Source organism: Thermoanaerobacter wiegelii Rt8.B1 (genome assembly GCF_000147695.2).
Taxonomy (GTDB): domain Bacteria; phylum Bacillota; class Thermoanaerobacteria; order Thermoanaerobacterales; family Thermoanaerobacteraceae; genus Thermoanaerobacter; species Thermoanaerobacter ethanolicus.
Map to the genome: position 1 here is coordinate 1,081,330 of NC_015958.1, position 26,877 is coordinate 1,108,206.

The 26,877-nt window shown below is 33.8% G+C and carries 29 protein-coding genes, 1 tRNA gene and 1 other RNA gene; 27 read left to right on the forward strand and 4 right to left on the reverse strand.

The features are described from left to right. Positions 1 to 14: 14 nt before the first annotated feature. From THEWI_RS05195 to THEWI_RS05205, 3 genes are all read left to right on the forward strand, one after another. Positions 15 to 359 (forward strand): histidine triad nucleotide-binding protein, encoded by a 345-nt coding sequence (locus THEWI_RS05195; RefSeq protein ID WP_006570544.1) that lies wholly within the window; start codon positions 15 to 17, stop codon positions 357 to 359. A 111-nt stretch (positions 360 to 470) separates the two neighbouring features. Beyond that, positions 471 to 656: a 30S ribosomal protein S21 gene (rpsU, locus tag THEWI_RS05200; RefSeq protein ID WP_003869512.1), complete on the forward strand. Its 186-nt coding sequence runs from the start codon at positions 471 to 473 to the stop codon at positions 654 to 656. 14 nt (positions 657 to 670) lie between these two features. Continuing rightward, positions 671 to 1,114 carry a GatB/YqeY domain-containing protein gene (locus THEWI_RS05205; protein ID WP_014062694.1) on the forward strand — a complete coding sequence of 148 codons (444 nt, stop codon included), beginning with the start codon at positions 671 to 673 and terminating at the stop codon, positions 1,112 to 1,114. A gap of 25 nt (positions 1,115 to 1,139) precedes the next feature. On the opposite strand, the gene THEWI_RS05210 is transcribed toward THEWI_RS05205, so the two are convergent. Next, complete coding sequence (locus tag THEWI_RS05210; protein ID WP_014062695.1) at positions 1,140 to 2,192, reverse strand: asparaginase; 1,053 nt, start codon at positions 2,190 to 2,192, stop codon at positions 1,140 to 1,142. Positions 2,193 to 2,286: 94 nt separating this feature from the next. On the opposite strand from THEWI_RS05210, the gene yqfC reads away from it, so the two are divergent. Genes yqfC through THEWI_RS05240 form a run of 6 tightly spaced genes read left to right on the forward strand, consistent with a single transcriptional unit; the run spans position 2,287 to position 7,993 of the window. Next, a complete protein-coding gene (yqfC, locus tag THEWI_RS05215) occupies positions 2,287 to 2,556 on the forward strand; it encodes a sporulation protein YqfC (RefSeq protein ID WP_003869509.1) in 270 nt (89 codons plus the stop codon). Positions 2,557 to 2,567: 11 nt separating this feature from the next. Beyond that, complete coding sequence (gene yqfD, locus THEWI_RS05220; protein WP_014062696.1) at positions 2,568 to 3,755, forward strand: sporulation protein YqfD; 1,188 nt, start codon at positions 2,568 to 2,570, stop codon at positions 3,753 to 3,755. After that, on the forward strand, positions 3,752 to 4,747 hold the full coding sequence (locus THEWI_RS05225) for a PhoH family protein (protein ID WP_003869507.1): 996 nt from the start codon (positions 3,752 to 3,754) through the stop codon (positions 4,745 to 4,747). Before yqfD ends, THEWI_RS05225 begins: the two co-directional genes overlap by 4 nt. A 3-nt stretch (positions 4,748 to 4,750) precedes the next feature. Further along, positions 4,751 to 6,817, forward strand: a complete 2,067-nt coding sequence (locus THEWI_RS05230) for an HD family phosphohydrolase (protein WP_004403820.1) — start codon at positions 4,751 to 4,753, stop codon at positions 6,815 to 6,817. Next, positions 6,814 to 7,293 (forward strand): rRNA maturation RNase YbeY, encoded by a 480-nt coding sequence (gene ybeY / locus THEWI_RS05235; protein ID WP_006570541.1) that lies wholly within the window; start codon positions 6,814 to 6,816, stop codon positions 7,291 to 7,293. Before THEWI_RS05230 ends, ybeY begins: the two co-directional genes overlap by 4 nt. Positions 7,294 to 7,297: 4 nt before the next feature. Then, positions 7,298 to 7,993 carry a diacylglycerol kinase gene (locus tag THEWI_RS05240; RefSeq protein ID WP_014062697.1) on the forward strand — a complete coding sequence of 232 codons (696 nt, stop codon included), beginning with the start codon at positions 7,298 to 7,300 and terminating at the stop codon, positions 7,991 to 7,993. Between the two features lie 201 nt (positions 7,994 to 8,194). Here THEWI_RS05240 and THEWI_RS05245 read toward each other — a convergent pair whose 3' ends face one another. Then, a complete protein-coding gene (locus tag THEWI_RS05245; protein WP_014062090.1) occupies positions 8,195 to 9,472 on the reverse strand; it encodes a transposase in 1,278 nt (425 codons plus the stop codon). 190 nt (positions 9,473 to 9,662) lie between these two features. Here THEWI_RS05245 and era point away from each other — a divergent pair, with 190 nt between their 5' ends. The 18 genes from era (at position 9,663) to THEWI_RS05335 (ending at position 25,830) form a co-directional block, all read left to right on the forward strand. Then, positions 9,663 to 10,571, forward strand: a complete 909-nt coding sequence (era, locus tag THEWI_RS05250) for a GTPase Era (protein WP_014062698.1) — start codon at positions 9,663 to 9,665, stop codon at positions 10,569 to 10,571. A 35-nt stretch (positions 10,572 to 10,606) separates the two neighbouring features. Then, positions 10,607 to 11,278 carry a deoxyribose-phosphate aldolase gene (deoC, locus tag THEWI_RS05255; protein WP_003869502.1) on the forward strand — a complete coding sequence of 224 codons (672 nt, stop codon included), beginning with the start codon at positions 10,607 to 10,609 and terminating at the stop codon, positions 11,276 to 11,278. A 6-nt stretch (positions 11,279 to 11,284) separates the two neighbouring features. Continuing rightward, positions 11,285 to 12,031 (forward strand): DNA repair protein RecO, encoded by a 747-nt coding sequence (gene recO, locus THEWI_RS05260; protein WP_014062699.1) that lies wholly within the window; start codon positions 11,285 to 11,287, stop codon positions 12,029 to 12,031. Positions 12,032 to 12,045: 14 nt separating this feature from the next. Then, positions 12,046 to 12,456, forward strand: coding sequence for a DUF4342 domain-containing protein (locus THEWI_RS05265; protein WP_003869500.1), 411 nt, complete (start codon positions 12,046 to 12,048; stop codon positions 12,454 to 12,456). 109 nt (positions 12,457 to 12,565) lie between these two features. Beyond that, positions 12,566 to 13,954: a glycine--tRNA ligase gene (locus tag THEWI_RS05270; protein ID WP_014062700.1), complete on the forward strand. Its 1,389-nt coding sequence runs from the start codon at positions 12,566 to 12,568 to the stop codon at positions 13,952 to 13,954. A gap of 191 nt (positions 13,955 to 14,145) precedes the next feature. Further along, entirely contained in the window at positions 14,146 to 14,787 is a 642-nt protein-coding gene (gene ccpN, locus THEWI_RS05275) for a transcriptional regulator CcpN (RefSeq protein ID WP_003867910.1), read from the forward strand. Between the two features lie 11 nt (positions 14,788 to 14,798). Beyond that, positions 14,799 to 15,611: a pyruvate, water dikinase regulatory protein gene (locus THEWI_RS05280; RefSeq protein WP_014062701.1), complete on the forward strand. Its 813-nt coding sequence runs from the start codon at positions 14,799 to 14,801 to the stop codon at positions 15,609 to 15,611. Beyond that, a complete protein-coding gene (gene ppdK, locus THEWI_RS05285) occupies positions 15,608 to 18,241 on the forward strand; it encodes a pyruvate, phosphate dikinase (protein ID WP_014062702.1) in 2,634 nt (877 codons plus the stop codon). The genes THEWI_RS05280 and ppdK overlap by 4 nt, the downstream gene beginning before the upstream one ends. Before the next feature lie 125 nt (positions 18,242 to 18,366). Next, on the forward strand, positions 18,367 to 18,918 hold the full coding sequence (locus THEWI_RS05290; protein ID WP_003867907.1) for an HD domain-containing protein: 552 nt from the start codon (positions 18,367 to 18,369) through the stop codon (positions 18,916 to 18,918). Positions 18,919 to 18,927: 9 nt separating this feature from the next. After that, positions 18,928 to 21,111, forward strand: a complete 2,184-nt coding sequence (rnr, locus tag THEWI_RS05295; RefSeq protein ID WP_014062703.1) for a ribonuclease R — start codon at positions 18,928 to 18,930, stop codon at positions 21,109 to 21,111. 87 nt (positions 21,112 to 21,198) lie between these two features. After that, positions 21,199 to 21,669: an SsrA-binding protein SmpB gene (smpB, locus tag THEWI_RS05300; RefSeq protein WP_014062704.1), complete on the forward strand. Its 471-nt coding sequence runs from the start codon at positions 21,199 to 21,201 to the stop codon at positions 21,667 to 21,669. A gap of 3 nt (positions 21,670 to 21,672) precedes the next feature. Next, positions 21,673 to 22,025: a transfer-messenger RNA gene (ssrA, locus tag THEWI_RS13875) on the forward strand. A gap of 11 nt (positions 22,026 to 22,036) precedes the next feature. Continuing rightward, positions 22,037 to 22,112 (forward strand) — tRNA-Ala (locus THEWI_RS05310). A 251-nt stretch (positions 22,113 to 22,363) separates the two neighbouring features. Further along, positions 22,364 to 23,056: a DUF969 domain-containing protein gene (locus THEWI_RS05315; RefSeq protein WP_014062705.1), complete on the forward strand. Its 693-nt coding sequence runs from the start codon at positions 22,364 to 22,366 to the stop codon at positions 23,054 to 23,056. Positions 23,057 to 23,081: 25 nt separating this feature from the next. After that, entirely contained in the window at positions 23,082 to 24,038 is a 957-nt protein-coding gene (locus tag THEWI_RS05320) for a DUF979 domain-containing protein (protein ID WP_003869490.1), read from the forward strand. A gap of 26 nt (positions 24,039 to 24,064) precedes the next feature. Continuing rightward, positions 24,065 to 24,676 (forward strand): pyroglutamyl-peptidase I, encoded by a 612-nt coding sequence (gene pcp / locus THEWI_RS05325; RefSeq protein ID WP_019907597.1) that lies wholly within the window; start codon positions 24,065 to 24,067, stop codon positions 24,674 to 24,676. Positions 24,677 to 24,709: 33 nt separating this feature from the next. Further along, the gene (locus THEWI_RS05330) at positions 24,710 to 24,949 is read left to right on the forward strand and encodes a gamma-glutamylcyclotransferase (protein ID WP_083820896.1); all 240 of its coding nucleotides are present in this window, start codon (positions 24,710 to 24,712) and stop codon (positions 24,947 to 24,949) included. 194 nt (positions 24,950 to 25,143) lie between these two features. Beyond that, a complete protein-coding gene (locus THEWI_RS05335; protein WP_003869488.1) occupies positions 25,144 to 25,830 on the forward strand; it encodes a Crp/Fnr family transcriptional regulator in 687 nt (228 codons plus the stop codon). A 72-nt stretch (positions 25,831 to 25,902) separates the two neighbouring features. On the opposite strand, the gene THEWI_RS05340 is transcribed toward THEWI_RS05335, so the two are convergent. Continuing rightward, on the reverse strand, positions 25,903 to 26,409 hold the full coding sequence (locus THEWI_RS05340; RefSeq protein ID WP_014062707.1) for a type 1 glutamine amidotransferase domain-containing protein: 507 nt from the start codon (positions 26,407 to 26,409) through the stop codon (positions 25,903 to 25,905). Positions 26,410 to 26,609: 200 nt separating this feature from the next. Further along, positions 26,610 to 26,858 carry a LysR family transcriptional regulator gene (locus tag THEWI_RS05345; RefSeq protein ID WP_014062708.1) on the reverse strand — a complete coding sequence of 83 codons (249 nt, stop codon included), beginning with the start codon at positions 26,856 to 26,858 and terminating at the stop codon, positions 26,610 to 26,612. Positions 26,859 to 26,877: the final 19 nt, after the last annotated feature.

Consider the following 26,877-nt stretch of genomic DNA (forward strand, 5'->3'; position numbering starts at 1 on the left):
GAGGAGGTGAAAAGATGGCAGATTGCATTTTTTGTAAAATTATAAATAAAGAGATACCTTCCAATATAGTCTATGAAGATGATTTAGTAGTAGCATTTCGGGATATTAACCCGCAGGCACCTGTACATATCCTCATTGTACCCAAAGAACATATACCGACATTGTTAGATTTAAATGAGGATAACAAACATTTAGTATCTCATGCTTATATGGTGGCAAAAGAATTGGCAAAAAAAGAGGGCATTGACGAAAAAGGTTATAGAATTATATCAAACTGTGGAAATGACGGGGGACAAACGGTATATCACATACATTTTCATCTTTTAGGCGGTAGATTTATGACTTGGCCACCAGGTTAATCATTGACACATTATGGTTTTAGGAGTATAATAAAATGAGAGTTTCCAGCAGGACATCGCAGCAAAATACGCAGCTTAGTTTGAGCAGTTTATCTGGAGGGAGGGAGAGTAGTGTCTGAAGTAAGAGTCGGCGAAAATGAATCATTGGACAACGCTCTGAGAAGATTTAGGCGCCAATGTTCCAAAGCAGGCGTTTTATCAGAGCTTCGCAAAAGAGAACATTACGAAAGTCCCAGTGTAAAACGTAAGAAAAAATCCGAAGCAGCAAGAAAAAGAAAATATAAATATAATAAATAAAGGAAGTGCTTGCCATGACCCTAAAAGAGCGAATATACAAAGATATGGTAGAAGCTATGAAAAACAAAGATAATTTTAAAAAGAATATTTTAAGTATGGTAAGAGCAGCTATTCTCCAAGTTGAAAAAGATACTCAAAAAGAATTAGACGATGAAGGGGTCATCAATGTAATTTCTAAGGAGATAAAGCAAAGAAAAGAAGTGTTGCCGGATTACGAGAAAAGTGGAAGGCAAGACTTAGTGGATAAAGCCAGAAAAGAAATTGAGATTATGCTTTCTTATTTACCGAAGCAGCTATCCGAAGAGGAAATAGAGGAAATAGTAAAAAAAGCTATCGAAGAAGCTGGTGCTAAAACTAAAAGCGATATAGGAAAAGTGATGGGAAAGGTAATGCCAATCGTAAAAGGGAGAGCAGATGGCAACCTTGTTAAAGACATGGTAAACAAGTATCTACAGTAAACAAAGGACTTGATGCTATTAGGTATCAAGTCCTTTCTTCTTTAAACAATTTTTTGATTTCATTGTAATTATTAGAATAAGCAAGAGCTGCCATGAGTTTTATACGAGCTTTTTGCCCTGAGAGATTACCTCCAAAGATTACCCCTAAGGACTCAAGATGCTTTCCGCCACCTTTATAACCGTAAGAGGCATCAACTCTTCCCATAGGACATCTTGAAACTAACACTACAATTACTCCCTTTGATATAGCATATTCTATACCCTCAGCCAATTTTGGAGGTACATTTCCCCTTCCTGTTCCTTCTATTACTATTCCTTTTTCTCCACTGTCAACAAGGAATCTGATAATTTTATCGTCCATACCAAAGGCAACTTTTAAAAGACTGACTCTTGGCTCTAAATGGTCTACTGGTATATAATCTCTTGCCTCAATGTTCCTATAAAAATACGCTCTGTTATTATCTACAACACCTATTGGACCTGTTTCAAGGCTTTTAAAGGTGTCAATACTTGAAGTATGAGTTTTTGTGACATCTCGTGCAGCATGTATTTCGTTATTGAAAACTACTAACACTCCTTTGTTTTTGGCTTTTTCTGAGGAAGCAGTAATTACAGAAGCAATTAAGTTGCTGGGACCGTCGTATCCAACTTCAGAAGAATTTTTCATGGCTCCAGTCAAGATTATTGGTTTTTCGGAATTTATAGTTAAGTCTAAAAAGTATGCTGTTTCTTCTATGGTGTCTGTACCGTGAGTAATGACGACTCCTTTTACTTGTTGTTTAATGATTACGTTTTCAACTTCTCGTCTCAAATTTATTAATAGCTCGTGAGTAAAGTAAGGACTTGGAAAATTACCAAATTGGATTATTTCAATTTGGGCAATTTCTTTTATGCTGGGAACCAATTTTAGTATGTCATTTCCTGATAAAGAGGGTATGGCAGCATTTAAATTCGGGTCATTTTTCATGGATATAGTTCCACCAGTAAAAATTATTACTATTTTCTCCAAGGCAAATCCCCCCAAAAAATAATTTACAGCAACAGAAATATTTATTTTATTACTTTCATTATAATACATTTTCTAGTTACTCAAAAGGTCTAATTGCCTAAAAAAGCAAGAGAATTTTTTTAATTTCTTCCTCATAAAATTTTAAGAGAAGGGAGGTTACAGTATGAAAGATGGGATAAAAAACGAACTTGTAAATGCAATAGACTTTCCAAAAGAGGTACTGCTTAATCTCCCTAAAATAACTTTGATAGGGAAAACCCATGTTACTATTGAAAACCACAAGGGAATTATTGAGTATATTCCTGAAAGGATTAGGGTAAATACGACAATTGGAGTTGTTAGAATATTAGGTAAAAACATGATTGTAAATTCTATAATGACAGAGATTATAACGATTAGTGGCGAAATAATGAATATAGAAATAATGGTATAGGAGGAGTATTTTTGGTTGCAATAAAATTATGGAATTTTTTAAAAGGATATGTTATTATTAAGATTGAAGGTTTGTCAATTGAAAAATTTTTAAATCTCATAATGGTAAATGATGTCTATATTTGGGATATTGAGCGTAAGAATTATACTACTATAGTCGCAAAAGTAAGTTTAAAGGGTTTTAAAGAAATAGTGTCTTTTGCGAAAAAAACTAATTGTCGTGTTTCAGTGATTTCTAAAAGAGGGTTGCCTTTTGTAATTTCTCGATTAAAAAGAAGAAAATCATTGGTTTTAGGGGCAGCAATTTCTCTTATACTGATTTATGCATTTTCTACTTTTATATGGGAAATTAATATAGAGACCGTCAACAATGTAAATGAAAAAGTAGTTTTAGAAAAGCTTTCACACTTAGGATTAAAGCCAGGAGTTTCTAAATTTACTATAGATGTTAATAAAATAGAGACAGAATTTTTATTACAAAATAATGATATATCGTGGATAGGAATAAATATAAAGGGTACTAATGCTTTTGTAAAAGTTGTAGGTAAAACAAAACCTCAAGAGGTATTGTCAAAAGATGAACCATGCAATATAATAGCTAAAAAAGATGGTATAATTTATAAGATGACGGTTTTAGAAGGGGAAGCGGTAAAAAAAGTTGGAGACACAGTAAAAGCGGGAGATATAATTGTTACAGGGATAATTGAAAAGCCAGGACTAGAGACAAGATTTGTACATGCTGATGGCCAAATTATTGGGAGGACATGGTATGAAGTTTATGCTGACGCCGAACTCAAAAAAGAAGTCTTTGAGAGGACAAACAACAAAATAACTGTTACAAAAATAATATTTGGCAATAATACTATAACTATATCGCCTAAAAAAGTAGACTTTAAGAATTTTGAAAAAGAGGAAAAAGAGATAATATCAAAAAATTTTCCAGTTAGAATAATAAAAGAAGTATACTATGAAACCAAACCTAAAACTATTGTTTTATCTAAAGAAGAAGCAAAAAATATTGCTTTTGAAAAAGCACTAAAGGAGTTGGAGAAGGTTTTAGGCCCTCAAAGTAAGATAGTAAATAAAAAAGAAAGTTATGTGATTATACAAGATAAAATATTAAGAGCCAATATTACTGCAGAGGTTTTAGAGGAAATAGGAATGAAAGAAAAAATTTCTTATATAGGAGGGGAACATTGATTAAGGAGTTAGCTATTAATATTGAGGATATGGAGCAAGCTGCCAATTTGTTTGGCAACTTTGATGAAAATATTAAGTTAATAGAAGAGGGATTAGATGTCAAGATAGTGTTAAGAGGAGGAATTATTAAGATAACGGGGGAAGAAAAAAACGTGGAATCTGCTAATAAACTTTTTAACAAATTGATGGGAATGATTGAAAAGGGAGATGTGATTACTACTCAAAATGTTTTGTATACTATGAATATGATTGAGGCAGGAGAAGAAGAAAAACTAAAGTCTTTAATGTCTGATATTGTTTGTATAACAGCTAGAGGCAAACAGATAAGGTGCAAAACTTATGGGCAAATGAGGTATGTAGAAGCTATAAGAAAAAATCAGATTGTATTTGGAATAGGACCTGCCGGTACGGGCAAGACCTATTTGGCTATGGCAATGGCTATTACCGCAATGAAAAATAAAGAAGTAGGTCGTATAATTTTAACAAGGCCGGCTGTTGAAGCAGGAGAAAAGTTGGGTTTTCTGCCAGGAGATTTGCAAGAAAAAGTTGATCCTTATTTAAGACCTTTATATGATGCGCTTTACGACATTTTAGGAGCAGAAGTTTTCCAAAAATACATGGAGAAAGGCTTAATTGAGGTAGCACCCCTAGCTTATATGAGAGGTAGAACTTTGGACGATTCTTTTATAATACTTGATGAAGCTCAAAACACCACTCCTGAGCAGATGAAAATGTTTTTAACCCGTATAGGTTTTGGTTCTAAAGCAGTTATAACTGGTGACGTTACTCAAATAGATTTGCCAAGAGGTAAAAAATCCGGACTAAAAGAGGTTATGGAGATATTAAAAGGAATAGAAGGTATAGAGTTTGTAATGCTTTCTGAAGAAGATGTGATAAGGCATCCTCTTGTAGCTAAAATCATAAAAGCTTATGAAATTTATGAGAAGAACATGGAGGAAAACAAATCAGAAATCCCAGAGCGAGGGGAATAATCCATGAAAAAACTGGACAAACATATAAAAAATATAATTAAAAATGAGCAATTGATAATCATTTTTTTTGTTATTTTTTATTTTGTTTCTTCCTATGCCTTAGTTTATACTAGTGTAACGCCTCCAAAATTTGACTTAAAAGCTGGGGACGTAGCTACTCAAGACATAAAAGCTCCTAAAGATGTAGTAGATGTAGTTGCTACTCAAAAGAAAATAGAGGAAGCAGTAAATGCGGTAAATCCCAAATATGATTATAATGAAAATATTGCCAAAGAATCTTATCTTAAGCTGGTTGATTTTTTTAATAAATTGAGAGATGTACGCAAATCTTCAGAAACAGAAGAAAAGAAATTGCAGGACTTTAAAGCTGTAAGTCCCATAGGTCTAGAAGATAATGACGTGGCTTTGCTTTTAAAAATAGATGATAATACCCTTATAAACATGGAATCGGTGGTATTATCGACAGAAAAAGCAATTATGGCAAGGCAGATTACAGAAGATGCTTTGCCTACTGTTTTAAACGATGCCAAGAGTGTTGTAGAAAGTTCTGATATTTCTGAAGAAGTAAAACCAGTAGCCGTTAAGATTTTATCTTCTGTTATTGTTCCTAATATGATATATAATGCCTATGAGACAAACCTTGCTAAAAAAGAAGCAGAGGAAAGAGTACAGCCGGTTATGTATAAAAAAGGACAAAATATCGTAGTCAGTGGAGAAGTGGTGACACAACAACAAATTGAGGTTTTGAAATCTTTAGGTCTCTTAAAAGGTAGCAGTAAGATTGACTATGGAATGATAATAGGCTTATTTTTGATTTTAGGCTTGTCACTTTTTTTATCAGTGTATTATATTATAAAATTGGACAAAAAGATTACTACAAAAAAAATGTACATTGAATTGTTGTGCTTAACAGGTATTTTTTATCTTTTATTAGCTGTTGCCTTTAAAGAGATTGAACCGCTTTTAATTCCTGCTGCTACTTTGCCTATGCTAATTTCTGTTTTAATAGATCCTTATATTGCTATTATGATTGACATAATTTATTCTCTTTTAGTAGGCTTAATGGTGGGTTTTAACCAAGAATTTATTTTTATGTCATTGCTAGGGGGATTGATTGGTGCAGTAAAACTTTCTCATTCTAAGCAACGTTTAGATTTTGTAAAAGCGGGTCTTTACGTCAGTGGGGTAAATCTTGTAAGTATTGTAGGAATAGGGCTTTTAAATAGCAATGATATAATTTCTGTATTAAAAAGTAGTTTATGGGGAATTGTCAGTGGAACTTTTAGTATAATTTTGGTTATTGGTACTTTGCCTTTTTGGGAAGCAGCTTTTGATATCTTAACTCCTTTAAAACTTTTAGAGCTATCAAATCCCAATAATCCGCTTCTTAAAAAACTTATGATGGATGCTCCTGGTACTTATCACCACAGCATAGTAGTAGCAAATCTCGCAGAAGCTGCTTCTGATGCTATTGGAGCAAACAGTTTGTTAGTTAGAGTGGGGGCTTATTACCATGATATAGGTAAAATTAAAAGACCTTATTTTTTCAAAGAGAACCAGCTTTCAGGAGAAAATTTGCATGACAAAATTTCTCCTGATTTAAGTACATTAGTAATAATTTCCCATGTAAAAGATGGTATAGAATTAGCTAAAAAGTATAAACTTCCTCAACAAGTCATCGATTTGATAAAAGAACACCATGGTACTTCCTTAGTGAAATACTTTTATACTAAGGCTTTACAGAATGAAGAGGAATCTTGCGAAGAAGAATCTTTCAGATATCCAGGTCCAAAGCCTTCTACCAAAGAGTCTGCCATTTTGATGTTGGCAGATTCTGTAGAAGCAGCTGTGAGATCTATCCCGGAACCTACTGAGGAAAATATAAAAAATATGATTGATAAAATCGTCGCAGATAGATTAAATGATGGTCAGTTGGAAGATAGCGATTTAACTTTAAAAGATATTAAAACTATAAAAAATTCTTTTTTGACTGCTTTAACTGGTATGTTTCATAAAAGAATTGAGTATCCTGATATTGAACCAAATCAAAATAAAGAGGTGTTAGAATGAACATTTTGATAGACAACAGACAAGATAAAGTTGATGCAATAAATTTGGAAGAATTGGTGGAAAAAGTTATAAAAACAGTATTAGAGGTAGAAGAGGTTATTGATAATGTTGAAGTAAGTGTGTCTTTTGTGGATAATGAGGAAATTAGAAAATTAAATAAATATTATAGAGGTATAGATAAGCCGACGGATGTTTTGTCATTTCCTTTAGCAGAGTTTGAAGATACTTATGCAGAGGTTGAAGAAATAGAGGAAGATTCAGAAGAGGTGCAGCCAATAGGAGATATAGTTATTTCTTTAGAAAAAGCATTAGAGCAGTCAATGGAATATGGGCATTCCTTTGAAAGAGAAGTAGCTTATTTAACAGCTCACAGCATGTTGCATCTTTTGGGTTATGACCATGAAACTGAAGAAGAAAGAAAAATTATGAGGGAAAAAGAAGAGGAAGTTATGGCAAGGCTTAATATTGGGCGGTGATTTTGTGAAATCGAGAAATTTAATTGACAGCTTTAATTATGCGATAGATGGCATTTTACATGCTTTTAAAACCCAAAGAAACATGAAGATTCACTTTGCCATAGCAATATTGGTATTATTCTTTTGCCTTTTTTTGGACCTTTCCAGGGTAGAATTTGTGGTAATTTTATTTACAATTTCTTTAGTTTTAATTTCTGAAATGATAAATACGGCTATTGAAACCACAATTGACATGATGGTTAAAAATTATAATCCTTTGGCTAAGGTTGCGAAAAATGTAGCTGCAGGAGCAGTTCTTATATCCGCGATAAATGCCATTCTTGTAGCTTATTTAATATTTTTTGATAGAGTAAATCCTTGGACAAAAATAATTTTATTAAAGCTTAGAGAGTCACCCATTCATATCACAGTTATAAGTCTTTTAGTTGTAGTGTTTTTGACTGTAATTTTAAAGGTGCATTTTAAAGAAGGAACTCCTATGAGGGGAGGAATGCCCAGCGCTCATAGTGCTATTGCTTTTGCTACTGCGACAGCTATAACTTTTATGACAGCAAATGCTTTTATTGCCACTTTAGGTTTTTTACTTGCTCTTATGGTGGCTGAAAGCAGAGTAGAAGGTAAAATCCACTCTTTTTCTCAGGTATTTTTTGGAGGTTTATTTGGGATATTGATTACAGTGTTGATTTTTCAAATAATCTAGGGATGTGCAAAATTAATTAAAATAATCACGAACAAAAACCAAAATATGTATGACATACAATATATAGTAATCAACACTGACAATCAAACATAAAGGAAGTGGTAAGGGAAAAGAAAAGACAAAAAGAGGAGCTAAAGAAGGGCATAAATATCCTGTAGAAGTCAAATGTTAAAAAATGGCATGAGCTAAATTCAGCAAAAGTTAAGCCGATTGCATTAAAGCAACAAGAGACTTAAACTCATCAAATTTACCCAGTTTAATAGCTACAATAGCGACAGTAAGCAAAGTAATATGGCCAAAAGTATTAAGGTTGCTGACAGAATTAATATTTCTAACATAAGCCTTTTCAAAATCTAGAGCTTTAAATCGAGAATTATATCTTTCTGATTCTACTCTTAGTCTATAGACAGCCTTAAAATATAGGGAGTCTCTATTAATAGAAGACCTATAATCAGAAGATATAATAGCATACTTAGTACAGCCTCTATGCTTTTTGCCATTAAAATATTTAGGATGCTTTATAGGGCAGGCAGAGTCATCTTTAGAATTACAGAACTTGCAAACAAATTTTTGCTTAATAAAACCATCAAAATACTGCTTGCCGTCTTTGAGCATTTTAATACCTGCTTCACAAACCATATAACCATCATCAGTCAGTGGGGGACTTTTAGAATTACGCTTGTTAAGAGGAATAAAACAATGACCATGGAGAGTATCTCTAACAAAATTATAAACTCTCTTAACATCATACCCCTTATCGGCAATAAAATTAACATACTTAAGGTTAAACCATTTATTAGTCTTTTCAAGTAAAGACAAAGCAACTTCAAAATCAGGGACATCAGCGGGAGTAGTAGTTTCAGCGATAGGTAATCCAGAGATAGCATCAACAATAATATGATTTTTATAGCCCCAATAAAACTTATAACGTTTATTAGAAGAATCATTAGAAGCAGAATAAACGCCTAATTTACAATCCTTATCAGACTTAGGCTGATTATCTTTAGAGAATTTATTTTTAGAAAAAGACTTAGGGTTATTTAACTTAGTGTTAGCTTTAATAGGGGTAGAGTCCATGGAAATAAACTCACCAGAGATAATGCCCATATTTTTGAGGATATTGACTTGATTTTGAAAGATAGAGGTCAAATAATCATGAGAGAACTCATTAATAAAACGGCGGAAAGTCCAATAAGAAGGAAGAGGTTTAAGGATGTTAAAGCCACAAAGATGAGCAATGATAAGATTATTGCGGAGATAATCTAAAAGGTCAGAAATTGTACCGAATCTTTCAGCTTTCATAACAATAAAAGCTCTAAACATTGCATGATGAGAATAACCCTTACGGCCAGGACTAGAGGAAGGGAATTCAGGTATTGAAGACAAGTCTAGATTTTTAAACATAGAAGAATAGAAATCAATTTTAGACAGAGAAGTAAAGAGTTCAGGTATATTTAAAAGTAATTGAAGCTGGTACATGTAGGATTTCCCCCTCCTTAAAAAATATTTTCATGCGGTATATATAATAATTCGACAAATGGGAGGGGAAATCCTACATAAAAGATAAAAAATTCAAGAGTGATAGGAAAAAAGTATGTCTGTAGAATGGCTTAAATGAAGGCTTTTGAATTTTGCACAAGTCTAAAATAATCAAATAAGGAGTGATGATATGGGCCATAAAGCTGGTTTTGTAGCATTAGTTGGTAGAACTAATGTAGGTAAATCTACTCTTTTAAATGCAATTTTACAAGAGAAGATTGCTATTACTTCTCCCAAACCCCAAACTACTCGAAATACCATTCATGGGATTTTGACAACAGATGAATACCAGGTTATTTTTGTTGACACTCCTGGCATTCATAAACCTAAATCTAAATTAAGCGAATTTATGATTGAGGTAGCTAAAAGAACATTGAAGGAAGTTGACCTTATTTTGTATATGATAGAACCAGATACGGAAATAGGACCTGGAGATAGATACATAATCGAACATTTAAAAGAAGTAGATACACCTGTCATACTTGTAGTCAACAAAATAGATTTGGTGCCTGAGAAAAGAGTAGAAGAGACTATAAAAATTTTTAAAGAGCAATATGAGTTTAAAGATGTAGTAGCTATTTCTGCTATTGAAAATAAAAATATAGATTTGTTAAAAGAAAAAATTGTATCACTTTTGCCAGAAGGCCCCAGATATTATTTGGATGATTATATAACAGATCAGCCCGAAAAATTAATAGTGGCAGAAATAATTCGAGAGAAGATGTTACACTTTTTAGAGGAAGAAGTACCTCACGGTGTTTATGTGGAAGTGGAATCTATTAAAGAGAGGGAAGATAAAGATATAATAGACATTGAAGCATATATTTACTGTGAGAAAGAGTCCCACAAAGGAATTATTATAGGCAAAAATGGGCAAATGCTAAAAAAGATAGGTCAAAGTGCGCGACTTGATTTAGAAGAATTTTATGGAAAACAGGTTTTTCTTGACCTATGGGTAAAGACGAGGAAGGGGTGGAGAGACAATACAACGTTACTTAAAAAATTAGGATATGCCATTGACAAGAAAACTTACGAATAGTAAAGTATTTAGTGAAAACAAAAGGAGGTTATATTATGAACATAGCAAAAATGATTGACCACACTTTATTAAAACCAAATGCGACAAAAAGCGAGATAGAAAAGCTTTGTAATGAGGCAAAAGAGTATGGATTTGCTTCTGTCTGCATAAACCCCTGCTTTGTAGACCTTGCCTATAGTATGTTAAAAGATACAGATGTTAAAGTTTGCACAGTGATAGGTTTTCCATTAGGTGCAAATACTATCGAAACCAAAGTATTTGAAGCAGTTGAAGCGGTTAAAAAAGGTGCGACAGAAGTTGACATGGTATTAAATATAAGCATGTTGAAGAGTGGAGATTACGACTATGTAAAAAAAGAAATTGAAGAAGTTGTGAAAGCGGTAAAATCCTATGGAGATATAGTTGTAAAAGTAATTTTAGAAACCTGCTATCTCACTGATGAAGAAAAGGTAAAAGCATGTCAGATCACAAAAGAAGCAGGTGCTGATTTTGTTAAGACTTCTACTGGTTTTGGGCCAGGTGGAGCCACTGTGGAGGATGTAAAATTAATGAGACAGGCAGTTGGTGAAAACTTTGGTGTTAAAGCCTCTGGCGGTGTAAGAACTGCTGAAGATGCTAAGGCGATGATTGAAGCAGGAGCTAATCGCATTGGGGCAAGTGCAGGTGTTAAGATTGTGGAGGAATGGAATAAACTAAAAATGAGTTGATAAAAAATGCGCTTGTTAAAAACAGAAGCAATAGTATTAAAAAACAATTTAATAGGTGAAACAGACAAAATAGCCACCCTTTTTACTAAAAGCTATGGTAAACTTCAGGCAGTGGCAAAAGGGGCAAGGCGCTCAAAGAGCCGATTTGTGAATGCAATAAGGCTTTTTGTTGTTGCCAATTATGTTATTTTTGAGGGGCAAAATTATTACTATATTGACCAATGGGAGTTAATCGAAGCTCATAAAAATATAGAAAAAGACTTAGCTAAATTTTCTGTAGCTTCGTATATTGCCGAAACTATAAACAAAATTTTAGAGGAAAATCAAAAAAGCGAGAGGCTGTATCTGTTTTTAAAACATTCTTTAAAAGCAGTTGACGAGCTACAAATAGACCCTTTAATTTTTATTTCTTCTTATAACTTAAAATTAGTTTCTTTATTGGGATATATGCCTCAACTTGATAATTGTGTTGTCTGTGGAAAAAGAGAGAATTTAAAATATTTTTCTAATTCCTGCGGGGGTGCAGTGTGTATAAACTGCAAAAATAAATGTTTTGACGCCAAGCCATTACATGAAGTAACATTAAAAGCTATAAAGTATTTTCTTAAAGGAGATTATGACAAGCTTCAAAATATTAAAGTTTCAAGAGTTATAAAAGAAGAAGTGGATAAAATAATAACAGCCTATATGAAAGAACATCTTGAAATAGAGTTTAAATCAAAAGATTTTATTGACAAGTTACAAAATATGTGAAAGGAGGGTTTAACGTGTTAGATGAAGAATTAGAAAAAATAGATATGATAGTAGAGAGAATGGGAGTAAGTTATAAAGAAGCAAAAGAAGCATTAGAAAAGTCAGGTGGCAGTGTTGTAGACGCATTGATATATATAGAAGAGAATAGAAAAAGTTGGACTGAGACCTTTACAGTCGCAGGTTCAGAAGTTATGGAAAAAATAAAAGAATTAATTAAAAAAGGTAATGTTACAAAAATAAGAATAAAAAAAGACGATAAAGTTCTTTTGGAGATTCCTGTAACTGCAGGTGCTATTTCTGCAGTTATCATTCCTCAGTTGACGTTAGTGGGAGCGGCAGTAGCGCTTTTAGCTAATTGCACAATTGAAGTTGAAAAACATGATAAAAGCGTAACCGTATTAAAAGAAGAAAAGAAAAAAGATTGACAGAAACTTGTCTCTTTGGTATTCTTAAATAAGTAACCTCAAAAACCTTTCTTCCCAAAAGGGATGAAGGGTTTTTGTATAATTGCGAGAGAAAAAGGAGTGTTATTAAATGTCACAAGCAGTCACAATGGATAAAATAGTTGCCCTTGCAAAAAACAGAGGGTTTGTTTTTCCAGGTTCTGAAATATATGGAGGACTTGCTAATACTTGGGATTATGGACCTCTGGGAGTAGAACTTAAAAACAATATTAAGAGGATGTGGTGGAAAAGATTTATTCAACAAAGTCCTTATAACGTAGGAATTGATACTGCAATTTTGATGAATCCAGAAGTGTGGGTTGCATCAGGTCACGTTAGCAGTTTTAGCGATCCTTTAATGGACTGTAAAGAGTGCAAATCAAGATTTAGAGCTGACCAATTGATTGAAGACTACATTAAAGAAAAGGAATTAAATATTTCTATTGAAGGTTGGACAAATGAACAATTGATGGAATTTATAAAAGAGCATAAAGTGCCCTGTCCAAAATGTGGTGCCTATAATTTTACCGATATTAGGAAGTTTAATCTCATGTTTAAAACCTATCAAGGTGTTACAGAAGATTCTAAATCAGAAGTGTATTTGCGACCTGAAACCGCACAAGGAATTTTTGTGAACTTTAAAAACGTTCAAAGGACAACTCGTAAGAAAATACCTTTTGGAATAGGGCAAATTGGTAAATCTTTTAGAAATGAAATTACTCCTGGTAATTTCATATTCAGAACGAGAGAATTTGAACAGATGGAATTAGAATTTTTCTGTAAACCGGGAGAAGATATGGAATGGTTTAGTTACTGGAGAAAATATTGCATGGATTGGCTTTTAGAATTCGGCTTAAAAGAAGAAAACTTAAGATTTAGAGACCATAAAAAAGAAGAATTGTCTCATTATAGTACTGCTACCACAGACATAGAATATAATTTTCCCTTTGGATGGGGAGAATTGTGGGGAATAGCTAATAGAACAGATTTTGATTTAAGGCAACACATGGAACATTCTGGAGTTGACCTGTCTTATATGGACCCTGTAACAGGAGAAAAGTACATACCATATTGCATTGAGCCTTCTGTTGGGGTAGATAGGTTAATGTTGGCATTTTTAATAGATGCCTATGAAGAAGAAGAGTTAGAAGATGGAGAAACTAGAGTGGTTTTAAGGCTTCATCCTGCTCTTGCTCCCATTAAGGCAGCAGTGCTTCCATTATCCAAGAAATTATCAGAAAATGCCTATAAGCTTTATGACCAGTTGAGAAATAAATTCGTAGTAGATTACGATGAGACAGGAAGCATAGGTAAAAGGTATAGAAGACAGGATGAGATAGGCACGCCTTTCTGTATTACTTATGACTTTGATTCGGAAAATGACCATTGTGTAACCATAAGAGATAGAGATACCATGGAGCAAGTGAGAATAAAAATTGAAGAAGTAGAGAAATATCTTGAAGAAAGGTTAAATTTTTAAGGGAATCAGGCTTTTTAACTGATTTCCTTGATTTTTTATGTTGAAATAATTTGTGATATAATAGGAAGGAAACGAAAAAGAAAGTTGGTTATCTTATAAACTTGTGATATAATTATACTAAAGTGATAAACCGATAGAAAACGTTTATGAAACGACAGAGGAAAGTATAAATTGTCAAAAACTTTAAAGGGGTGATAAAGATTCAACTGACAAACCGCCAGCATATAATTATTGACATTGTCAAGAAACATCAACCCATTACAGGGGAACAAATAGCTGAGAAATTAAATGTCACAAGAGCGACTTTAAGACCGGACTTGGCAATATTAACTATGTCCGGGATCTTAGAGGCGAGGCCAAAAGTGGGATATTTTTATACAGGAAAATCACCCCTCAGTTTAGTAGAAGATTATATAAAGAGCATAAAAGTAAAAGATATCAAGTCTTTACCTGTAGTGGTAGAGGAAAGTACATCAGTGTATGATGCCATTGTAACACTTTTTTTAAAAGATGTCGGGACAATTTTTGTACAGGATGGAGGATTTTTAACCGGCGCTGTTTCAAGAAAAGACTTTTTAAAAATCGCAATAGGCAACACTGATATTTATAAGGTCCCGGTGGGAATAATTATGACCCGTATGCCTAACATAGTTACAACTTATGATGATGAGCCTGTGTATAATGCTGCTGTTAAAATTATAGAGCACGAAGTAGACAGTCTTCCTGTAGTTGAGCCTGTAGTGGGAAGTGATGGAAAACAAGGATACAAAGTGACAGGAAGGATTTCAAAGACCAACATTACTAAATTGTTTGTAAAGCTTGGGGAAGGCTAGGGGGATTTTTAATGGAAGAAGGAGTATCAATTTACTTGGTTTCAGATTCTAATGTAGACACAGCAGAAAACATTGCGAGTATTGCTGCTGCCCACTTTGATACTTTTATAGAAAAAATAAAAAAATATTCTTATGTTGGAGATAAAAATCAAATAGAAGAGATTATCATGGAGGCAGCTAATGATGCAAATAGCATAATAATCCATACTATGGTGGTCCCGGAATTAAAAGATTATCTTCTTAAAAAAGCACAGAAATTTGGCATAAAAATAGTAGATGTAATGGGACCAGTGATAAATGCTATTGAAGATAGTACTGGTATATCCCCCCATACCAATTTAGCAAAAAATAATAAAGAAGATTATTTGAAAAAAATCGAAGTAATAGAATTTGCCGTAAAATATGATGATGGTAAAGATGCAATGGGTATACTATTGGCCGATGTAGTTGTTATAGGGGTTTCTAGAACATCCAAAACTCCTTTATGCATGTATCTTGCTCATAAATACATAAAAGCTGCTAATTTACCCTTAGTGCCAGAAATTGAACCACCTCAAGAATTATTTGAAATCAGCCCTAAAAAAATATTTGGGTTAACTATAGACCCTGAAGTTTTGGTAAAAATAAGGAAAGAGAGATTAAAATCTCTTGGCCTTGATGCTAATGCCATATACGCTACTGAAGAAAGAGTTAAAAAAGAGATAAAATATGCTGAGGAGGTGATGAAGAGATTAGGGTGTACTGTAATCGATGTTACAAATAAAGCTGTAGAAGAAACAGCTAATGTTATATTAAACGTATTAAAAGGAGGAGAGATTTCATGAGTAAAAAGTATGTGTATTTATTTAGTGAAGGCGATGCTTCAATGAGAGACCTCTTAGGAGGAAAAGGCGCAAATCTTGCTGAAATGACGAAGTTGGGTTTACCTGTTCCCCAAGGATTTACAGTCACCACTGAGGCTTGTACAAGGTACTATCAAGATGGTAAGACTATAGCTCCAGAAATTGTTGAACAAATCTATGAATATATGGCTAAATTAGAAGAAATTACAGGTAAAAAATTTGGAGACCCAACAAATCCTTTATTAGTATCTGTAAGGTCTGGCGCGAGAGTTTCAATGCCAGGTATGATGGATACTATTTTAAACCTTGGTTTAAATGACGAAACAGTAGAAGGCCTTGCTAAAGCTACAAACAATGAAAGATTTGCCTATGACAGCTATAGAAGATTTATTCAAATGTTCTCAGATGTTGTAATGGGAATTGACAAGAATAAATTTGAAGCTATTTTAGATGAAGTAAAAGAGGAAAATGGTGCAAAATTTGATACAGATTTAACAGCTGAAAACCTCAAAGAGGTAGTAAAAAGATTTAAAGAACTTTATAAAAAAGAAATGGGAGTAGACTTCCCACAAGATCCAAAAGAACAACTTCTGGAAGCTGTAAAAGCAGTATTTAGGTCTTGGGATAATCCAAGGGCTATAGTGTACAGAAGACTTAACGACATACCAAGTGATTGGGGTACAGCAGTAAATGTCCAATCAATGGTATTTGGCAACATGGGTAATGATTCAGGTACAGGTGTTGCTTTCACAAGGAATCCCGCGACTGGTGAAAAGGCTTTATTTGGCGAATTCTTGATGAATGCTCAAGGTGAAGACGTTGTTGCAGGTATTAGAACGCCTCAACCAATTTCAACTTTGAAAGAGACTATGCCAGAAGTTTATAACCAATTTGCAGAAATTGCTGAGAAATTGGAGAAACACTACAAAGACATGCAGGACATAGAGTTTACTATTGAAAAAGGTAAACTCTACATGCTACAGACAAGGAACGGAAAGAGAACTGCTCAAGCAGCTTTGAAAGTAGCTGTAGACTTAGTGGCTGAAGGTTTAATAGATGAAAAAACAGCAGTCTTAAGAGTAGATCCAAAGCAATTAGATCAGTTATTGCATCCAACCTTTGAAGCAAATGCGTTGAAAGCTGCTAAGCCTGTTGCAAAAGGTTTACCTGCTTCTCCTGGTGCTGCATCAGGAAAAGTATATTTTACTGCTGATGAAGCAATAGAAGCTGCGAAATCAAGAGGAGAGAGAGTAATTCTTGTAAGAACAGAGACATCTCCAGATGACATTGAAGGTATGTCTGTAGCACAAGGAATACTTACAACTCGTGGTGGTATGACATCTCACGCAGCTGTTGTTGCAAGAGGTATGGGTACAGCTTGCGTAGTAGGTTGTGGCGATGCAAAGATAGACGAGCAAGCAAAAGTAATGAGAATTGGCGATATAGAAGTTCATGAGGGAGACTACATATCTATAGATGGTAGCACAGGCAATGTTTACATTGGTGAAATAAAGACTGTTACACCTGAGCTAACTGGAGATTTTGCAACTCTCATGAGCTGGGCAGACAAATATAGAAAATTAAAAGTAAAAACTAATGCAGATATACCAAGAGATGCAAAAGTTGCAGTTCAGTTTGGTGCTGAAGGAATAGGCCTTTGCAGGACAGAGCATATGTTCTTTGATGAAGATAGAATTCCTGCTATGAGAGAAATGATTGTCTCAAAGACAGAAGAACAAAGAAGAAAAGCTTTAGAAAAATTATTGCCTATGCAAAGGTCAGACTTTGAAGGTTTGTTTGAAGTTATGGGTGAATTCCCTGTTACTATACGCCTTTTAGATCCACCATTGCATGAATTCTTACCTCATACAGATGAAGAAATTAAAGAACTTGCAGAAAACATGGGTATAACTTTTGAAGAGCTAAAAGCAACAGTAGAAAGCTTAAAAGAGTTTAACCCAATGTTAGGTCATAGAGGCTGTAGATTAGCTATAACCTATCCAGAAATTGCTGAAATGCAGACAAGAGCTATTATAGAAGCTGCTATAAACGTAAAGAAGAAAACAGGCAAAGACGTAAAACCGCAGATTATGATACCACTTGTAGGTGAACTTAAAGAGCTTAAATATCTCAAAGACATAATAGTAAAAGTAGCTGACGAAGTTATAAAACAAAACAATGTTGAAATAAAATATCTTGTAGGAACAATGATAGAGGTACCAAGAGCAGCTCTTACAGCTGACCAAATTGCTAAGGAAGCAGAATTCTTCTCCTTTGGTACTAATGACTTGACTCAGATGACTTTCGGTTTCTCAAGGGATGATGCTGGCAAATTCCTTGAAACTTATTATGAAAAGAAGATATATGAATTTGATCCATTTGCTAAGCTTGACCAAGAGGGTGTTGGCAAGTTAGTAGAAATGGGTACTAAACTTGGAAGGCAGACAAGACCTGACCTTGAAGTAGGTATATGTGGTGAACACGGTGGAGACCCATCTTCTATTGAATTCTGCCACAAAGTAGGTCTTGATTATGTCTCTGCTTCACCTTACAGAGTACCTATTGCAAGACTGGCTGCTGCTCAGGCGGCAATAAAATACGATAATAAATAATTAATTTCAAAGGCAGCAAATCAAAATTTGCTGCCTTTGAGCATTGTTTAAGGTTATTGTTTTTTGACCATTCATGTTATAATATTAAGTAAAATTGGTAACTTTAATAGTAGGAGGAGAGTTAAATGGATAGAAACACGGCCTTAGCGCTTGTCAAAGAATATGTATCAGATGAGACTTTAATAAATCACATGATAGCGACAGGTGCTATAATGGGAGGGTTAGCTGAAAGATTAGGGCAAGATGTTGAAAGATGGGTAGTTACAGGGATATTACATGACATAGACTACCAAGAAACTAAGGACAATCCAGAGTTGCACAGTATAAGGGGTGGAGAAATTTTAAGAGAACATGGTCTTGATGAGGAAATAGTACATGCAGTTATGGCACATAATGAAATTCATGGCATTGAGAGGATAACTCTTCTTGACAAAGCCCTTTTTGCTGTAGATCCTTTATCGGGTTTAATTACTGCAACAGCTTATGTGATGCCTTCTAAAAAATTGGAGGAAGTCCAATTAAAATCATTAAAGAAGAAGTTTAAAGACAAGACTTTTGCTAAAGGAGCAAACCGTGACCAAATCAAAACTTGTGAAGAATTTGGAATTTCTTTAGACGAATTTTTAGAGATTGCTCTTAATGAAATGAAAAAAATCGCACCACAGATAGGATTGTGAGGAATGGGAATGAGCGTAAAAGAAAGACTTTTAGAATTAATGAGAGAAGAGAATTATAAACCTTCTAAAATAGAAGAAATAATGAAAATATTAGGGATAGACTATAGTCAAAAAAGCATTTTAGAAAAAATATTAAAAGAGATGGAAAAAGAAGGCCTTGTTTTTAAAACAAAACGAGGTAAATATGCTCTTCCTGAAAGATTAGATTTAGTAAAAGGTAAGATTGAATTTCATTCAAGAGGCTATGGCTTTTTAATTCCCGAAGATAGCAATATAAAGGACATATTCATACCTGTAAGCGGCATGAACGGTGCAATGCATGATGACACTGTTTTGGTAAGAGTTACAAAAAGGGTGGATGGAAAGAGTGAAGAGGGAGAAGTTGTAAAAATTCTCAAAAGGGCAAATACAACTATTGTTGGAACTTACGAAAAAAGTAAAAATTTTGGCTTTGTAGTACCAGACAACAAAAAGATCCATCAAGATATATTTATTCCTAAAGGAGAAGATAAAGGCGCCAAAACAGGCATGAAAGTTGTAGCCAGAATTACTAAATGGCCTGAAGGAAGGCGAAGTCCTGAAGGGGAGATTATAGAAATATTAGGGTATAAAGGAGACCCTGGTATAGATGTAATGTCCATTATAAGGGAATATGATATTCCTGAAATTTTTCCTAAAGAGGTTTTAAAGGAAACAGAAGAGATATCGACAGAAATTCCTGAAGAAGAAAAAAAGAGAAGAATTGATTTGACTAACTTAAACTTTGTCACAATTGATGGAGAAGATGCAAAAGATTTAGACGACGCAGTATGTGTACAAAAACTTTCAGAGGAAAATTATCTTTTATATGTGAGTATTGCAGATGTGAGCCACTACGTAAAAGAAGGTTCTCATTTAGATAAAGAAGCATTAAAGAGAGGATGTAGTGTATATTTCATTGATAGAGTAATACCAATGTTACCTCCTAAGTTATCTAATGGTATTTGCAGTTTAAATCCGCAGGAAGAAAGACTGACTCTCACTGTTAAAATGAAAATAAACTCTCAAGGAGAAGTTGTAGACCATGAAATTTTTGAAAGCATTATAAAGAGCAAAGAGAGAATGACATATACGAATGTCTACAAACTCTTAGAAGAAAATGATGAAGAATTAAAAAAGAGGTATCAGTATCTATTGGAAGATTTTAAACTAATGAAAGAGCTAGCTCTTGTTTTGCTAGAGAAGAGGAAAAGAAGAGGCAGTGTAGATTTTGATTTTCCTGAAGCTAAAGTAATAGTAGACGAGAAAGGTAAGCCACTAGATATTGTTAAAGTTGAAAGAAATATAGCTCACAGGATAATTGAAGAATTTATGTTAGCAGCTAATGAAACGGTAGCGGAGCACATGCATTGGTTAAATGTACCTTTTGTTTATAGAATTCATGAACATCCGGATATAGAAAAGTTGATTGTTTTTAATAAGTTTATTCACAATTTGGGGTATCATATAAAAGGAATTGAAGGAGGACAAATACATCCGAAGTCTTTGCAAGAATTAATAAGACAAGTGAGAGGAAAGAGTGAGCAAAGAGTTGTAGAAACTTTGCTTTTAAGGTCTTTAAAAAGAGCAAGATACAGTCCAGAAGACATTGGCCATTATGCTTTGGCGACCCAATATTATACTCACTTTACTTCTCCTATAAGGAGATATCCTGACCTTATAATTCACAGGATAATCAAAGAATACATAAATGGAAAATTAACAGAAAAAAGGCAACGCCATTACAACAGAATTTTAAATGACATTGCTTTAAAATCTTCTGAGAGAGAAAGAGCAGCAGAAGCTGCAGAAAGAGAAATAGAAGAATTAAAAAAAGTAGAGTACATGGCAAATAGAATAGGGAATGTTTATAAAGGGATAATTTCCAACGTGACAAATTACGGATTTTTTGTAGAACTTGACAACACTGTGGAAGGGTTAGTAGATGTTGCTTCATTGGAGGATGACTATTACCATTTTGATCCAGAAAGATATGTTTTAATTGGTGAAAAGAGCAAAAAAGTTTACTCTATAGGTAAAGAGGTTTATGTAAAAGTTGTTCATGTAGATGTGGATAGGAGAGAAATAGACTTTGTTTTAGCAGAAGAAAAAGATAACTTAGAGAGTGGCTTAACCGAGCATAAAAGCGCAGAAACATATATTGACACTATTTAAAAATGTGTTATAATATAATAGCGACGATGGTGCCCTATTTGTGACACACAAGTAGGGCAATTTTCTCCTAAAGAGGGTGTTTAAAATTTGGCGAAGGAAGAAATTAAAATAATCGCTCAAAATAAAAAAGCTTACCATGATTACTTTATTGAAGAGACTTATGAAGCAGGAATAGTGCTTAGTGGAACTGAAGTTAAATCTATTAGGATGGGGAAAGTCAATTTAAAAGATAGCTTTGCAAGAGTTGAAAACAACGAAGTTTATCTTTATAATATGCATATAAGTCCTTATGAAAAAGGCAATATATTTAATAAAGACCCCTTAAGGACTAGAAAATTACTTCTCAATAGACATGAGATTAATAAACTAATTGGTTATGTGACAAGGAAGGGTTACACTTTAATTCCTACAAAGCTTTATTTAAAGCGAGGCCGTGTCAAAGTCGAATTAGCTGTAGCGAGAGGTAAAAAACTCTACGATAAGAGAGAAGATATTGCGAGAAGAGATGCAAAAAGAGAATTAGAAAAACACTTTAAAGAAAAACAATTAGGCATATAACATGGGGGTGTACTGGTTTCGACGGGGGCAGTCGAGGTAAAAGTAGCGAGCCGAGTTGTCCGCCAGCTCGTAAAAACGGTGGAGTAAAAATAAACGCAGACAGAGAATTAGCTTACGCTGCCTAATTTAAGGTAGCCGTCCAACCTGAAATGCCCACGTTTCAGGATTGGGCGTCAAAAGAGTGGGGAACTGGTTTTGCTCAGGCTTCGGGGCAAAACCGGAACTTATGAAGCTACCGAGGCGGTTATCCTGTCGCTGGGAGAACCGCTGAGGGAAAGTTAAAACAGCGACTGCGCTCGGAGAAGCTTTTACTGTGACGCCTTCGGACCGGGGTTCGACTCCCCGCACCTCCACCAAAAATAAATATGGGGCTGTAGCTCAGTTGGGAGAGCGCCACAATGGCATTGTGGAAGTCGTGGGTTCAAGTCCCATCAGCTCCACCAGAAAAGTACTGAAAAATGGGAGCACTTAGGGTTCATTTGCCTAAGTGCTTTTCTTTTTTACTACAAAATTGTTGTAATGGCCTAAAAAGATATAAAAGTTTATACATAAGTGTAATGGTAAAAATAGGATTTACAGGATTTATAAATAATTATGACTAAAAATTTATAAAATTGTAGCCGTGGCCACAGTTTTATTTATGTATTGTGATATAATTACAAAAAAATAAATCCATTTTAAAGGGGGATAGTTTATGATTAAGTTAATTGGTATTTTAATCATTATTGTGGGATTTATCTTGAAGCTCGATACTTTAGCAGTGGTTTTAATTGCTGGTATTGTGACTGGCCTGGTGGCAGGGGTACCTTTTCCTAAAATTGTAGAAATTTTAGGAAAAGCTTTTGTAGACAACAGATACATGTCTATATTTATTATCTCATTGCCTGTAATTGGAATACTTGAAAGGTATGGTCTCCGTGAAAGGGCTGCATATGTAATAGGAAAAATAAAAGCAGCTACAGTGGGAAAAGTAACTGCTTTATATTTAGTACTTAGGACATTGGCAGCGATGTTCGGCTTAAGGCTTGGGGGACATGTACAATTTATACGACCTTTGATATTACCTATGGCAGAAGGGGCAGCAATGAATAGATATGGCGAAATAAAAAGCGAAGACCATGAAAGGATTAAGGGCTTAGAAGCTGCAGTAGAAAACTATGGTAATTTCTTTGGGCAGAATGCTTTTGTTGCAGCAGGAGGTGTTTTGCTAATTGTTGGTGTATTAAAAGAATTAAACTATACTGTAGAAGCTTTAGATATCGCAAAAGCGTCAATACCTATCGCGTTAATAATAATGGTAGTTGGTACTTTGCAGTTTTTCTATTATGACAGAAAATTTGACCAAAAGTATGGGATAAGAACGAGGTCCAAAAAAGAAAATAGGTAAAATGCTTAGGAAGGAGGAGTATTGAATGCTTAAGGATTCTTTAACTGAAATCCTATACATTATGATGGGCATAGTTTCTTTTTACTCAGCGTATGCTACACTAAAAGAAAAAAATCATCCTTCAAAAATCCCTACTGCTTTATTTTGGGGGTTATTAGGAATAATTTTTACATTTAGTCGAATAGGCTTATTGTGGGGTAATAAAAACATTTATATACCTGATATATATACAGGATACATGGTTATTGTATTGACTCTATTATCTGCATTTCGATTAGTCAAAATTGGAAAATTTGATGAATCAACCTCAGAATTTAAAGAACAAATGTCACAAAAAATTGGCAATCTAATTTTTGTTCCAGCTTTGGCTCTTGGCATAGTTACATTTATTGTTGCTCAAATATGGACAAAACAACTTGGCTCTCTTGTTGCATTTTGGATATCAACTGTAGTAGCTGCAATTTTAGCATTGGTGATTACAAAAGGGAAAGTTAAAGAAATGGCTGATGATGGTAGAAGATTACTTGAAGTAGTAGGACCTATAAGCATTTTACCGCAACTTCTTGCTGCTTTAGGAGCCGTTTTCACAGTTGCAGGTGTAGGTGAAGTAATAGCAAGTGGGATAAAGACAATTATTCCTCAGGGTAATATACTTTTAGGGGTAATTGCTTATTGTGTAGGAATGGCTCTATTTACAATGATAATGGGCAATGCTTTTGCAGCATTTGCGGTTATTACAGCAGGAATTGGAATTCCTTTTGTAATAGCTCAAGGAGGGAATCCGGTGATAGTAGCGGCTTTAGGTATGACAGCAGGATATTGTGGAACTTTAATGACACCAATGGCAGCAAATTTTAACATAGTTCCGACTGCAATATTGGAAATGGAAGATAAGAAATATGGAGTTATAAAATATCAAGTTCCTGTAGCTATTGCCATGCTCATTATTCACATAGTACTAATGTATTTTTGGGCGTTTTAATATTTTTATGAAAGGGTGATATGATAATGAAAATACTCGTAACAGCTTTTGATCCTTTTGGGGGGGAAAATATTAATCCTTCTTATGAAGTATTAAAAAACTTGAAAGATAATATAGAAGGTGCGGAGATAATTAAGATTCAAGTTCCTACTGTTTTTTATCTTTCTGTTGAGAAAGCAATAGAAAAAATAAAAGAAGTTAAGCCGGATGCAGTTCTAAGTATTGGACAGGCTGGCGGACGATATGATATAACTGTTGAAAGAATAGCGATTAATATTGATGATGCTAGAATTCCAGATAATATAGGGCAACAACCAATTGATACCCCGATTGACCCTGAAGGTGCTCCAGCCTATTTTGCTACTATTCCCATAAAAGAGATAGTAGAAGAGATAAAAAAAGAAAATATACCGGCATCAATTTCTAATACAGCAGGTACGTTTGTGTGCAATCATTTAATGTATGGAATTCTCAATTATGTTCACAATAACAGATTAAATATTAAAGCAGGCTTTATTCACATACCTTATTTGCCAGTGCAAGTTTTGAATAAGCCTTATACTCCTTCCATGTCTTTAGGGGATATGGTTAAAGCTATAGAAACTGCTATAAAAGTAATTGCAAAAAAAAGTAGATAGCAGTTATTTAGGAGAAACAAAAAAATTATTTGTATATGGGGAGAGATTATTACTTTCTATGATGATGGCAGCGTTTTGCCAAGTATTGATGAATTAGAGTTGTATTTTGGAGATAATCATGAAATTATGTATCTGAGAGAAAAAAGAGAAGTGTTTTATGAGGATGGCAAGAAAGAATATGTAGATATTTATGTATATAAAAAGGACATAAAAAACGAGCCTCATATTTATATTGCAACGGGTGATTGGAGGGTATTTTTACTAAATAGATGAAACTATTTTAGGCATGGGGATTTTATGCTCCATGCTTTTTTGATATAAAAGATCAAAATATAGAAATATAATTTTGAAAATAGTATAATAAATTTTAAGGTTGACTTTTTTAATTAAACATATTGTAAAAATAGTAAAATTGTTGGTGCAATTTTTATTGTTTCAAACAGGAGAGAGTGGGGAGCTGAAAGGGGATGACTATAAGTTCGGTATATAATGAAATGTTTGATATAAATCGACAGAAAGATATGAGAAAATTTTTCCTTAATATAGCTATACAGGGATATAAAAAGAGTTTTTTGAAAAATGAAACTATAACAATTAATTATAACAAACCATATATTGCCATAATAACGAAAGGATTGATAAAGCAATTTATTTCAAATAAAAATGGAAAGATAAAAGTTCTTTATTTGCTGCAACCAGGGGAAATATTTGGAGAATTTTCCTATTTAGGAGGAGGATTTGATTTAATTGAAGGCCAAGCTATAAAAGATAGTGAAATATCTATTATTTTTGAAGATAAATTAAGTTCTATTCTGGAAACAAATCCTGATATGTATAAATATATTGCTCATAGCATGAGCAGAAAATTTAGAATTGTTACTATGCAGATGAGCGATTTGATTTTCAAAGATTCAATGGGAAGACTGTGCGATTTTCTAATTAGATTATTCTATCAACAAGGCAAGAAGATAAAAAAAGGTTATATAATAGATATTCCTTTAACTCATGAGAATATTGCCAATTTAATAGGATGTGATAGAGTAACGGTTACAAAAGGACTAAATAAGTTAAAAAAAGAAGGTTTAATTGAGATAGATGGAAAAAAGATTATAATAAAAGACCTTCGCTACCTTGAAAATTATGCGGATTCATAACATTTAAGCATGATATAATAAATAACAACCCCGCTTTAAGTGGCGGGGTTAGTAATTTGTGAAACATATAGTTCACTTAACCTTTTCAATTATGGCTTTTACAAAAGCTACCAAATCATTTGGAGTTCTGGAGGTTATTAAATTTCCATCTACAACTACTTCTTCATCTACATACTGGGCTCCTGCATTTATTAAGTCATCTTTTATTGAGAAAAAGCTTGTCACTCTTTTTCCTTTTAAATTGCAAGCGGAAGCCATAATCCAGGGGCCGTGGCAAATAGCCGCCATGGGCTTTTGCAGTTTTTCCATTTCTTTGACAAAATTAATAGTGTCATTACATCTCCTCATGTAATCAGGTGAATAACCTCCAGGGACTATTACTGCATCATAATCTTTGGCTTTTACATCTTTTGAAGCATGGGTGCTTTTCATTGGATATCCATGTTTTCCTGTATATACTTTGTCTTTTTCTGGACCTATTAAATGTACTTCATATCCCTCTTCTTTAAGTCTATAGTATGGATATAGTAGTTCTGGCTCTTCATACATATTCTCAATTAATATAGCAATTTTTTTCATAAGAATTCACCTCTTAGGATTTTTATGGTTAATATTATTGTAACATTTATGGCAACTTATGTCAAGAAATTAAAATTATGAAGGGAATTCTTTAAGGTAAGACAGGAATTCATTAAATAAAGGGGAGGGGTATTTGTCTTTGTTTCCCACTGTTGTGCTTGCCCCAATGCGAAGTTTTCCGGCTTTTAAGTTTGAAATATCTAAAAAGTACTTTGGGCTTCCTCAACTAAAGAAGATATTCTTTTAGCGTATTCTTTTAAAACTTCTCCTGCATATGTCAACAAAAGTTTTTTGTTCATTCTTTCAAATAATTTTACATTTAGTTCCTGTTCTAATTCAGAGATTGTTTGGCTTATTGAAGGCTGTGTCATATAAAGCTTTTTTGCTGCTTTTGACATGCTGCCACTTTCGCAAACTGTCAAAAAAATTTTCAGTTGCCTTAAATTCATATTAACCACCTCATAAGTT

Excerpts from the sequence above, each read along its gene's own strand:
- THEWI_RS05195 (WP_006570544.1), top strand. The coding sequence starts at position 15 with ATGGCAGATTGCATTTTTTGTAAAATTATAAATAAAGAGATACCTTCC.
- THEWI_RS05205 (WP_014062694.1), top strand. The coding sequence starts at position 671 with ATGACCCTAAAAGAGCGAATATACAAAGATATGGTAGAAGCTATGAAA.
- THEWI_RS05210 (WP_014062695.1), bottom strand. The coding sequence starts at position 2,192 with ATGTATTATAATGAAAGTAATAAAATAAATATTTCTGTTGCTGTAAAT.
- yqfC (WP_003869509.1), top strand. The coding sequence starts at position 2,287 with ATGAAAGATGGGATAAAAAACGAACTTGTAAATGCAATAGACTTTCCA.
- THEWI_RS05230 (WP_004403820.1), top strand. The coding sequence starts at position 4,751 with ATGAAAAAACTGGACAAACATATAAAAAATATAATTAAAAATGAGCAA.
- ybeY (WP_006570541.1), top strand. The coding sequence starts at position 6,814 with ATGAACATTTTGATAGACAACAGACAAGATAAAGTTGATGCAATAAAT.
- THEWI_RS05245 (WP_014062090.1), bottom strand. The coding sequence starts at position 9,472 with ATGTACCAGCTTCAATTACTTTTAAATATACCTGAACTCTTTACTTCT.
- era (WP_014062698.1), top strand. The coding sequence starts at position 9,663 with ATGGGCCATAAAGCTGGTTTTGTAGCATTAGTTGGTAGAACTAATGTA.
- deoC (WP_003869502.1), top strand. The coding sequence starts at position 10,607 with ATGAACATAGCAAAAATGATTGACCACACTTTATTAAAACCAAATGCG.
- recO (WP_014062699.1), top strand. The coding sequence starts at position 11,285 with ATGCGCTTGTTAAAAACAGAAGCAATAGTATTAAAAAACAATTTAATA.
- THEWI_RS05270 (WP_014062700.1), top strand. The coding sequence starts at position 12,566 with ATGTCACAAGCAGTCACAATGGATAAAATAGTTGCCCTTGCAAAAAAC.
- THEWI_RS05280 (WP_014062701.1), top strand. The coding sequence starts at position 14,799 with ATGGAAGAAGGAGTATCAATTTACTTGGTTTCAGATTCTAATGTAGAC.
- ppdK (WP_014062702.1), top strand. The coding sequence starts at position 15,608 with ATGAGTAAAAAGTATGTGTATTTATTTAGTGAAGGCGATGCTTCAATG.
- THEWI_RS05290 (WP_003867907.1), top strand. The coding sequence starts at position 18,367 with ATGGATAGAAACACGGCCTTAGCGCTTGTCAAAGAATATGTATCAGAT.
- rnr (WP_014062703.1), top strand. The coding sequence starts at position 18,928 with ATGAGCGTAAAAGAAAGACTTTTAGAATTAATGAGAGAAGAGAATTAT.
- THEWI_RS05315 (WP_014062705.1), top strand. The coding sequence starts at position 22,364 with ATGATTAAGTTAATTGGTATTTTAATCATTATTGTGGGATTTATCTTG.
- THEWI_RS05320 (WP_003869490.1), top strand. The coding sequence starts at position 23,082 with ATGCTTAAGGATTCTTTAACTGAAATCCTATACATTATGATGGGCATA.
- pcp (WP_019907597.1), top strand. The coding sequence starts at position 24,065 with ATGAAAATACTCGTAACAGCTTTTGATCCTTTTGGGGGGGAAAATATT.
- THEWI_RS05335 (WP_003869488.1), top strand. The coding sequence starts at position 25,144 with ATGACTATAAGTTCGGTATATAATGAAATGTTTGATATAAATCGACAG.
- THEWI_RS05340 (WP_014062707.1), bottom strand. The coding sequence starts at position 26,409 with ATGAAAAAAATTGCTATATTAATTGAGAATATGTATGAAGAGCCAGAA.
- THEWI_RS05345 (WP_014062708.1), bottom strand. The coding sequence starts at position 26,858 with ATGAATTTAAGGCAACTGAAAATTTTTTTGACAGTTTGCGAAAGTGGC.